This is a genomic window from Deinococcus rhizophilus, from assembly GCF_030271215.1.
Classification (GTDB): domain Bacteria; phylum Deinococcota; class Deinococci; order Deinococcales; family Deinococcaceae; genus Deinococcus; species Deinococcus rhizophilus.
In genome coordinates, this window is record NZ_JASNGB010000107.1 from 1 (window position 1) to 10079 (window position 10079).

Annotated in this window: 8 protein-coding genes; 6 read left to right on the forward strand and 2 right to left on the reverse strand. The window is 68.0% G+C overall.

The window, feature by feature from the left end:
* Nucleotides 1–37 precede the first annotated feature (37 nt).
* Nucleotides 38–1138 (reverse strand): hypothetical protein, encoded by a 1101-nt coding sequence (locus QOL99_RS11330; RefSeq protein ID WP_285523927.1) that lies wholly within the window; start codon nt 1136–1138, stop codon nt 38–40.
* A 169-nt stretch (nt 1139–1307) separates the two neighbouring features.
* On the opposite strand from QOL99_RS11330, the gene QOL99_RS11335 reads away from it, so the two are divergent.
* The 6 genes from QOL99_RS11335 (at nt 1308) to QOL99_RS11360 (ending at nt 6887) form a co-directional block, all read left to right on the forward strand.
* Nucleotides 1308–2210 carry a glycine betaine ABC transporter substrate-binding protein gene (locus QOL99_RS11335; RefSeq protein ID WP_285523928.1) on the forward strand — a complete coding sequence of 301 codons (903 nt, stop codon included), beginning with the start codon at nt 1308–1310 and terminating at the stop codon, nt 2208–2210.
* A gap of 58 nt (nt 2211–2268) precedes the next feature.
* Nucleotides 2269–3348, forward strand: a complete 1080-nt coding sequence (locus QOL99_RS11340; RefSeq protein ID WP_285523929.1) for an ABC transporter permease — start codon at nt 2269–2271, stop codon at nt 3346–3348.
* The gene (locus tag QOL99_RS11345; RefSeq protein WP_285523931.1) at nt 3345–4277 is read left to right on the forward strand and encodes an ABC transporter ATP-binding protein; all 933 of its coding nucleotides are present in this window, start codon (nt 3345–3347) and stop codon (nt 4275–4277) included. The genes QOL99_RS11340 and QOL99_RS11345 overlap by 4 nt, the downstream gene beginning before the upstream one ends.
* Nucleotides 4278–4282: 5 nt before the next feature.
* Nucleotides 4283–4978, forward strand: coding sequence for an ABC transporter permease (locus tag QOL99_RS11350; RefSeq protein ID WP_285523934.1), 696 nt, complete (start codon nt 4283–4285; stop codon nt 4976–4978).
* A gap of 345 nt (nt 4979–5323) precedes the next feature.
* A complete protein-coding gene (tnpA, locus tag QOL99_RS11355; protein ID WP_456318855.1) occupies nt 5324–5740 on the forward strand; it encodes an IS200/IS605 family transposase in 417 nt (138 codons plus the stop codon).
* Complete coding sequence (locus tag QOL99_RS11360; RefSeq protein WP_285523938.1) at nt 5730–6887, forward strand: RNA-guided endonuclease InsQ/TnpB family protein; 1158 nt, start codon at nt 5730–5732, stop codon at nt 6885–6887. Before tnpA ends, QOL99_RS11360 begins: the two co-directional genes overlap by 11 nt.
* A gap of 93 nt (nt 6888–6980) precedes the next feature.
* Here QOL99_RS11360 and QOL99_RS11365 read toward each other — a convergent pair whose 3' ends face one another.
* Nucleotides 6981–10040, reverse strand: coding sequence for a hypothetical protein (locus QOL99_RS11365; protein ID WP_285523940.1), 3060 nt, complete (start codon nt 10038–10040; stop codon nt 6981–6983).
* Nucleotides 10041–10079 lie beyond the last annotated feature (39 nt).

A 10079-nucleotide genomic window follows, 5' to 3' on the forward strand; every position in this document is an offset into this window, starting at 1 on the left:
ACGAGAACCAGCACTATGCCGCGTAAACTGAAAGATGTCAGTTAAAGCAGTTCACCCCCGGAATCGCCATCTCCAGCACCAGGTCTGACGCCGCGACGCCGATGCTCATGCAGTCGAACTCCCCTTCCGTGATGACGATGACGCCGTCTTGCTGCGTGACTGCCTCAATGCGGAAGGGCCGGGCGTTGCTGCCGGGAGCAATGCCGCCCGCAGACGGCTTGAGGTACTTCGGCTTCTTGCCAGTGAGCGTGCGGGCGTTCACCACCGGGACTGACCCGTCCGGTTGACGGTAGGGGATGATGACCCGATCCAGAAAGCCGAAGGCCGGGTAGAGTTCCTCTTTCTCGTAGTCCCAGCCCTGCGGCAGGAGTTCCGCCGGGAAGCCTCTCGCCACGTAGCCCAGGCCATAGCGGGCGATGGCGGCTTCCAGGCCTCTCTCGGCGAGGTACTGGCGCGCCTGGGGTGATTGGGAGGCCGGATGCTGCGCGGTCTTGCGAAGTCGCTCGTAGGCCGCCTTGGCAAAGTCGGTGAGGTCGAGGTTGAGCCTCGGCACGCTGGCCGCCCGCCTCACGTTCTCCTCGGCGCGTTTGGCGAGTTCGGCTTGGCGTTCCGGCGGCAATCTCTGGCCCCCGTCCAGAAAGTCCAGGGCCTGCCGGGTTTCGGAAAAGCCCATGGCCGCCTTGACGAGGTCCAGCACATCGCCGTGGGCCTTGCACGAGGAGCAAATCCAGGTGCCGCTCCTCGGATGGGGGCCGTGGTGGATGTGGAGGTTGGGGTGACTCGCCCCGTCGCCGTGGACCGGGCAGGCGGCGACCGACGTGGTCGGCCCCTTCTGCTGGTAGCCGTCCAGGATGCGGCTGGCAACCTCCTCGATGGGATGCTCGCGGCGGATGCGCTCGAAATCCACCTTGCCGCGCTCGAAACTCACCCCATGGGGTGGGGCCACCGGAGTACTGGACCGCGCCGGGGTGGCCGTGAAGTCACCCACCAGGACGCTCAGAACGTCGTCGTCGAGGCCCTCGTACTCGATCTCGACGTCCCGCTCGTAGCGGGGCTCCAGGGGGTTGGTGCCCCCGGCTCGCAATAGCTTGGTGGAGAGACCGACCAGCCCCTTCCAGCTTTCGAGGATCGTGCCCATGCCCGGATCTCAGGAGTCTCCCGTCTTCAACTACCGTTCTTTTCGAAAAGAACAGTGAGGGCCTCCCTTCACCCCGGTGGACGAAGGCGCAAAAGCAGCCTTTCTCCTTGCTGCTCTGTAACCTGCCCCACCCGTTTCCTCGCCGCCCCATCGGTACGGTGGGGGCACCATGAGACTCCTGCTCCTGACCTCCGCCGCGCTGCTCCTCGGCACCGCGAGCGCCAAACCCATCGTCGTGGGCAGCAAGCTCGACCCCGAAGCGCAGATTCTGGGCCAGATAATCGTCCTGACGCTGCGCAACGCCGGGCTGGAAGTGACCGACCGGACCAACCTGGGCGACACCGGCGTCAACCGCCGGGCCATCCTGGCGGGCGAGATCGACGTCTATCCCGAGTACACCGGCAACGCGGTCTACCTCTTCCCGCAGGCGAAGATCGGGGCGAAGGACGCGGGCAACCCGGGCCGCATCTACGCCCTGGCGCGGCAACTCGACGCCCGCAACGGCATCACCTGGCTCCGGCCCGCCAACGTGAACAACACCTGGGTGATCGCCGTGCCACGGGCGCTGGCCACCGCGCAGAAGCTGGGCAGCGTGACCGACCTCGCCCGCTACCTGAAGGCCGGGGGACGCTTCAAGATCGCGGGCAGTCCGGAGTTCTTCAACCGGCCTGACACCATGCCGGCGTTCGAGAAGGTCTACGGCTTCAAGTTGCGCGCCGATCAGAAGCTGGTTCTCGCCGGTGCCACGCCCCCCCAGACCCAGCAGGCCGCCGCGGGCGGTACCAGCGGCGTGAACGCGGCCATGGCCTACGGCACGGACGGCACGCTCGCTGCGCTGAACATGGTGGCCCTCTCCGATCCCAAGGGGGCGCAGGCGGTCTACCAACCTGCCCCCATTATCCGGACCAGCGTGCTGCGCGAGAACCCGCGCATCGAGGCCCTGCTGAACAAGACCTTCGCCGGCCTCACCCAGCCGGCCCTGCGGCGGCTGAACGCCCAGGTCGCCCTGGAAGGCCGCACCGCCCGCAACGTGGCCGAGGCGTACCTGAAAAGCCGGGGGCTGATCCGTTAGCGCGTGTCCGTCCGCACCGGGGGACACCCGGGCCGTCCTCGCGCTGGGGGCCCTGCCCATGCTGGCCGGAGCGGTCCTTCCCTGGGTGCTGCTGCGGCCCAACCGGCTCGCGCCGGGGGACTCCGTGGGCCTGCCCCCGGCCCTGCTCGCGGGGGCGGTTCTCCTCGCCCTCCTGCCGGGTTTCTCCGCCTGGCGCACACCCCGCCTGACCTGGCTGGCGGCCGCCCTGACGCTGTGGGCCGGAGTTTGGCTGCTGGGAAACCAGACGGGTGCAGCCCTCGCCGGACAGCTCCCCTTCGCGCGGGCGAGCGCGGCGAGTGGGGCGTGGCTGTACCTGCTGGGCGCGGGGGTGACCAGTTACGGCGCCGCGAGGTTGGCCCCCCGCGCGGGTCTCGCCTGGCTGGGGCTGGCCGGAGCCGCCGCCCTTCTCCTCTCCGGACACCTGAACAGCTGGTCGGTCCTCGTCGAGGGCCGCGCCGAGGGGGAACGCTGGGGGGCGGCCTTGGCGCAGCACCTGCGGCTGGTCGGCGGGGCGCTGGGCCTCGCGCTGCTGATCGGGGCGCCCCTGGCGGTCTGGATCTCCGGGCGTGACCGGGCGGCGGCCACCGTCCTGGGCCTGGCGAGCGGCATCCAGACGCTGCCCAGCCTCGCCCTGCTGGGCCTGCTGATCGCGCCCCTCTCGGCGCTGGCGAACGCCGTTCCGGCCCTGCGGGAGGTGGGCGTGGGGGGCATCGGCGTCGCTCCGGCCCTCACGGCGATGACCCTCTACGCCCTGCTGCCCGTGCTGCGCAACGGGGTGGCGTCCCTCCGGGGCGTGTCCGCGAGTGCCGTGGACGCCGCGCGGGGCATGGGAATGACCCCGGCCCAGCTGTTCTGGCGGGTGCAGCTCCCCCTCGCCCTTCCGGTGTGGCTCAGCGGGGTGCGGCAGGCCGCCGTGCTGCTGACCGGGGTGGCGGCCGTGGCGGCGCTGATCGGGGCCGGGGGCCTGGGCACCTACATCCTGGGCGGCTTACAAAGCGCGGCGAGCGACCTGATCCTGCTGGGAGCGGTGCCCGCCGCGCTGCTCGCCCTGGCGCTCGACGGCGGCCTGCGCCGCGCTGAAGGCTGGCTGGCCCGCCGCCTGGGAGGGCCCGCATGATCGAGTTGCAAGGCGTGGAGAAACGCTACGGGAACGCCCCCGCGGTGGAGGACCTCACCCTCACCTTCCCCGAGGGTGCCCTCTGCGCCCTGCTGGGACCTTCCGGCTGCGGCAAGACGACCACCCTGCGGATGATCAACCGCCTGGTGGAGCCCAGCGGGGGACGGGTCCTGCTGGCGGGCGAGGACACCCGCGCCCTGCGCCCGGAGGTGCTGCGGCGCCGCATCGGGTACGTGATCCAGCATGTCGGCCTCTTTCCGCACCTCACGGTCGCGCAGAACGTGGCGACCGTGCCGGACCTGCTGGGCTGGGACCGCCAGCGAACGGCCGCGCGGGTCGACGAGTTGCTCGACCTCGTGGGCCTCGACCCCGGGACCTACCGCGATCAGCGGCCCGCGCAGCTGTCGGGGGGACAGGCGCAGCGGGTAGGGGTGGCCCGCGCCCTGGCCGCTGACCCCCCGGTCCTCCTAATGGACGAGCCCTTCGGGGCTCTCGATCCGCTGGCCCGCGAGTGGCTTCAGCTCGCCTTCCGCGACATCCAGCGGCGGCTCGGCACCACTGTGGTGATGGTCACCCACGATATCGACGAGGCGCTGCGGCTAGGTGACCTCGTGGCGCTGATGCGGGGGGGGCGCCTGGTGCAGTTCGGCTCCCCCGACGACCTCGTCCTGCGCCCGGCCGACCCGTTCGTGCGGCAGTTCCTGGGCGAGGACGCGCCACTGCGCCAGCTCGCGGGCCAGCCCCTCTCGGCCTTCGTGTCCCCCGGCGACCCGGCCGGGCTGCCGGTGGTGGACGCCTCGCTGGACGCGCGGGAAGCTCTCGGCGTCCTGCTGCGTGAGGGAGCCGACGCCCTCGCCGTTCAGGACGGAGGCGCCCCGCTCGGCGTGGTGCGCTGGCACGACCTGCGGGGAAGTGGACGCCGCCCGTGAGAGGGTTGGGCGCCCTCCTCTGGCCCGCCCTCCTGGTCCTCTGCCTGTGGCCGGGGGTGCTGCCTGGCCTGCTCGCTCCACTGGCGGGAGGGGAGCCCCCCACGCTGGACACGCCGCTGTGGCGGCTCACCCTCGTCCACCTGGGCCTGGTGGCGGCGGCGACCGTGGTGGTGGTGGCCCTCGGCGTCCCCCTCGCCTTGGCGGTCACGCGTCCCGGCCGGGACGCCCTGCGTGACCTGACCGGGGCCGTGGCGGGCCTGGGGCAAACGGTGCCGACCTTCGCCCTGCTGGCCCTCGCTGTGCCCGCCCTGGGATTCGGATGGCCGCCGACCCTGCTGGGCCTGGTGCTCTACGGCCTGACTCCGGTGGTGGGCAACGGCATCGCGGCGCTGCGGGCGGTCGACCCTGATGCCCTTGACGCAGCCCGCGGCATGGGCATGACACCAGGACAGACCCTGCGGCGCATCGAACTGCCGCTGGCCCGCCCGGTGCTGCTTGCAGGCATCCGCACCGCGACCGTCTACAACGTCGGCACCGCCACCGTGGGCGCCGCGTTGGGCGCGGGCGGCCTGGGCGAGCCCATTATCAACGGCCTCTCCCAGCAGAACACGGCCCTGGTGATGGTGGGCGCGGTGCTCGCGGCGCTGCTGGCGCTGAGCCTGGATGCCCTTCTGGGACAGGGGTCCAGGCAGCGGCAATGAACCAGCTACCCTTGTGAGTGCGGTCTGCAACTCCCGCAGACGTGGGATGCGGCTTGCCCCAGGGCTGATGCCCAGCTGGAGCTGGGGAGTTGAGGCGTTCTTTTCGAAAAGAACAGGGGAAGCGGCATTCGCGGCTGCCTCTCCCTCGTTGTTTGGTGCCAACGCCCAAGCCTGCAGGCGCGGCACCAGGCCAGGGCCCACCACGTCCGCGGGACTTCGTTGCCGTTAGAAAAAGTGGCGTAATCCCCCGGTTTTCAAACCGGGGATATAAGCCCCCAACGGGGGCGCAATTCGACGCCGTAGGCGGCGCAGGGCCACCTGTAGCGGGCCGTCATGTGATACCAAATGCACATGGCTGGAGAGCGTTCCACACGACACGCGCACTTCAATCTGAACTACCATCTGGTGTTCACGCCGAAGTACCGCCGTCGTTCGTTCTACGGCCCCGCCCGCGAACGCCTGATGGAGATTTTCACTGCCACCTGCGCGGAACGGGACTGGCTTATCCGGGGCATGGAGGTCATGCCTGACCACGTTCACCTCTTCCTCTCCTGCCCGCCGAAGTGGGCACCCTCCGACATTGCCAAGATTCTGAAGGGCGTGTCCGCACGGCTGCTGCTGCAAGAGTTCCCCGAATTGAAGCGGCGCGGCCACCTGTGGACCCCCTCCTACTACGTGGGGTCGGCGGGGGCAATCTCGGCAGAGGTGATTCAGCGGTACATCGAGGGGCAACGCAAAGGGCAGGTGGACGATGGGGCATAAAACGTTCAAGTACCGCCTGTTCCCGAACCGCGCCCAGATTGCCGTGCTGGACGAGACGCTGCGGCTGTGCCGCACCCTCTACAACGCAGCGCTGGAGGAGCGCCGGACGGCATATCGGAAGTGCGGCGTGTCGGTCAGCTACTACGAGCAGAAACGTGCCCTGACCGAAATCAAGGCCGACCTGCCGGAGTACAAGGGCGTCCACTCGCAGGTGTTGCAGGACGTGGTAGAGCGGCTGGACAAGTCCTTCAAGGGCTTTTTCAGGCGGGTCAAGTCCGGCATCAAGGCTGGGTATCCGAGGTTCAAGGGGAGATTCCACTACGACTCCTTCACCTACCCGCAGGCAGGCAAGACGGGGGCGATGCCCTTGCCGGAATCCGGCAAGGTCTACCTGTCCAAAATCGGCAACGTCCGCTGCAAGTACCACCGCCCGCTGGAAGGGACGGTCAAGACCGCCACCGTCAAGCGGGAGGGGGACAAGTGGTACATCGTGTTCACCTGCGAGGTGGAGGCTTGCCCGCTGCCCGCGACTGGGGACGTGGCGGGGATTGACCTCGGCACCAACCCCAACTTCCTCATCACCTCGGACGGGGAGTTCGTGGAAGCACCCCGGCACCTCAAAAAGGCCGAGCGCAAGATTGGGCAACTCCAGCGCAAAGCCAGCAAGAAGAAGCGGGGCAGCCGTCGTCACCGGGAGCTGAAGCGGCAGATTGCTGCTGAGCACCGCCGGGTGGCGAACCGGAGACGGGATTTCCACCACAAGACCGCCCGCACGCTGGTCAACCGCCACGACGCCATCTTTCACGAAGACCTCAACATCTTCGGCCTTGCCCGCACCCGCACCGCCAAAGGCGTGCTGGACGCGGGGTGGGCGAGCTTCATCAACATCCTGTCCCTCAAAGCTGCGAACGCTGGAAGGACAGTTCTGGGGGTTGACCCCAAGTACACGAGTCAGGATTGCAGCGAGTGCGGCCACAGGCAGAAGGTCAAAATCGGCCACGCCTACGTCTGCGCGAACTGCGGGATGGATATGCACAGAGATGTGAATGCCGCCGTCAACATCCTGAACCGGGGCCGGGATGCGGCCTTCTGCGAGAGCGTGCAGTCTACGGCGCTTGCTGACCAGAGAAGCCCCCTACTTCAGTAGGGGGAGTCATCACAAGAGGGAAGGGTCGACGGCCAAAAGAAAGCCCCTGCTGGGGCAGGGGCTTTCTTTTGGCCGCGAGGACCAGCTGCAGGCTCAGTCGGTGATGAAGGTGTGCTCGCTGTCTTCCAGGACGCGCCCGTTGCCCTGATCCCAGGTCATGCGGGTCCGGAAGAGGTCATCACCCTTCTGGCTGGCCACGACCGCAAACTCGAAGCCGATCCGCTCGTTGGGCTCCATGTTGTCCACGTGGAAGCGGAAGCTGCGCTGATCGGCAGCCGGGACCAACGTCACCGTGGAGTCGCCGAAGGTCACTGTCCAGGTGGACGGGTTGCGCAGGTCGAACTGGTGGAGCGTCAGGTTGGCGGTGGGGTCCTCGCTGAGGAAGTCACTCCAGAAGCCCACGTAGATCGACGCGCTGTCCCTGAAGTTGACCATCCTGGGCAGGGCCGCATCGATGATCACGTTGGTCGCGGAGTTGGTGCCCTCGTTGTCGTAGTACATGTCGTACACGAAGGGCGAGCCGACCGGGTAGGCGTCCGTGCCGTTGTCGCGGTCAAACTCCTCGGCGGTGAGGACATGATCCCACAGGTCACGGCCCCAGGCGGGCTTGCCGACGATATCCACGGAAGCGCAGTCCTCGAGGAAGTTGCGGCCGCCATCCAGCGCGTACTGTCCAGTTGTGGTGCCGTCGGGACCTTCGAACTGCCGGTACTCGTTCGCGTTGCCCCGGAACAGCTGGTTGAGGTTCCAGGCGTACAGCCGCACGCAGTTCACGTTGTTGTCGCCAACCACTTCACCGCGGAAGGTCATCCGGACGGTGCGCGAGCTGCCGTTGAGCAGCGTGCCCAGGTTCAGGCCCAGGCGGCGTTCGCCGGTGCTCTGGTCGAGGCGCTCGAGTGGGATGATGTTCCCCGCCTCGTCACGCGCGACCGGGCCGCTGAAGGCGCCGCTGTACAGATCCTCGATGCGGGCGTTGTACAGGAAGCCTTCCTGCGCGTACTCGGTGGGGAAGCGTCCCTTCAGCGCCGCGTAGGCGTTGCGGATGCGCGCATCGAGCTCGCCCGAGGTAGAGCGGTCGAAGTTATCGACCCGGACCAGGAACTCGGCCAATTGGTTGGTCACCACTTCGGAGTCCAGCGCGGTCTTGGTGATCCGGGCGACCGGACGCACCACGTTGATGTAGTGGAAGTCGTCGACCTCGGCCGCGTTGCTGGCGTTCGCCTTGGCACGGTTCTTGATGTCGTACGGATCCTCGTACTCGGCGTTGAGGTCGGCCGAGGACTCCGGCGGAACGATCCCGAAGGCGCCCTGGAGACCCGTGCCCCCGTCGGTGTCGCCGTCGCGGTTGTTGTCGTTCCAGGCGTAGCCGGGCTTGTGGCGGGCGTACACGTCGATCGCGATGCGCACGTCGGCGCCGGCCGCCAGGTCGCCAATCTCGTTGAAGTCGATGGTGTGGGTATTGAGGTCGTAGTCGCCGGCGACCGTTCCGGTCGTCGCGCCGTCGGCATCGACCAGGCGGGCGCTGCCCAGGACGTAGCCGAGCTCGGCGGGCAGTTCATCGCGCACCGTCACGTTGCGGGCCACCGTGCCCGAAGTGTTGCGCACGCGGATGAAGTAGGTGTAGGTCTTGCCGACCGTGAAGTTGTCTGCGGTGGTCGCCGTCCGGGTTCCCGTATCCATCCGGGGGGGCAGGGTGACGTCCGTGGGCGCGTAGGCGTTGTGTCCAGCGCCGTTGAAGCCTGTCCAGGTGATGATGTTCGGCCCGGTCTTGTCGATTTCCAGCAGCGCGCCCGAGAAGGTCTTGCTGAAGACGTAGCTCTTGAGCAGGAAGTCGTAGGTGGTGTTACCGAAGCGCACCTGATAGATGTAGTCGGCCCGGATGTTGGCGGTGAGCGGGAGTTCCTGCGCCGTGACGTCGACGGCCGGCCGCAGGTAGACATTGCCCGTGGTGGACACGCTGCCGCTGCCGCTGATGGCGTTCTGGTTGGTGGTCAGGAACAGACGGGAGAGGTCCGATTCCTGTCCGGCCACCGGCTCGAGGGTGTAGCGGACGTAGCCGGGGAAGCGGGCGCCCTGGTCGCCACCCACCGTGATGGGCCCTTCCTGAGGCTGCTTCTGGTAGGCGACCGTGTTGAAGCGGTGGATGCGCTGGTTGGCATTGAACCAGTTGTTCTCGAACGCGCCGATGTTCCCACCGAGCCGCTGCCCACTGGCAATCAGGCCGGTATCCCCGAAGCTGGTATCCCCCTGGTAGTACAGGTGGCTCATGTTGGTGAAGAACATCTTGAATTCGGCCAGGGCCGCACTGGCGGCGCCGTCCGTGCCGTTGGTGGCGCTCACGACGAACTTCACGGGGGTGTTTTGTGCGGGCGCGCTGGTCGCGTACACGGTGAAGCGCACGACGCCGTTGGCATCCGAGAACGCGGTCGCGGTCATGCCCTGGGCCGTCAGGTTCTGCGGGGTCAGGGTGCCGCCCGCCTGGGCATGGCCAGGGAAGATGGAGACCAGGTCACTGTCGGCCGTGACGCTCACCCGGGCACCAGCCACCGGGGCGCCGCTCGCGTCACGCACGACCATCCGCACCAGAACGGCTTCTTCCGTCTGGGAGGCGTACAGCATGACGTCTTTGTTGATGTTGGCCTCGCGCCTGCCCACCAGCGCGGCGCCGCCCGCGTCCGTCACGGCGTTCTCGCCGTCCATCGCGATGCTGGCCACCTGCTGCTGCACCGTCTCGTTGGTGCGGTACTCCAGCAGCGTCGAGATGTCCCGGTTGGCGGTGCAGTCGAGGGTCACGGTCCGCGGGCTGTTGGTCGCGGTGTAGCCCTGCATGGCCCCAGCGACCACGGTGTACGTGCCCGCAGCGAACGACATGGAGAGCTTCTGGCCGTTGACGGCCGTCCCCGTGAACACACTCTGGCCAGCCGCGTTGTTGACCGTGATGGGCGCGGCCACGATGCCATTGACCGGCGCGATGCCCTGAAGGTTGACCGTGAGGTTGGCGCAGAGCTCGGGGGCGGGGGTGCCTGGGGGCTGGACCGGCGGTGTCACCGGCGGCTGCACGATGGGGGGGGTGCTGGGCGGCTGGACGATGGGGGAAGTGGGCGGTGTGGGCGTGTTCGGAGTCGACGTGCTGCCGCACGCAGCGAGGGTCAACTGACATCTTGCAGTTTTAGAAAAGGCTGTCTGGAACGC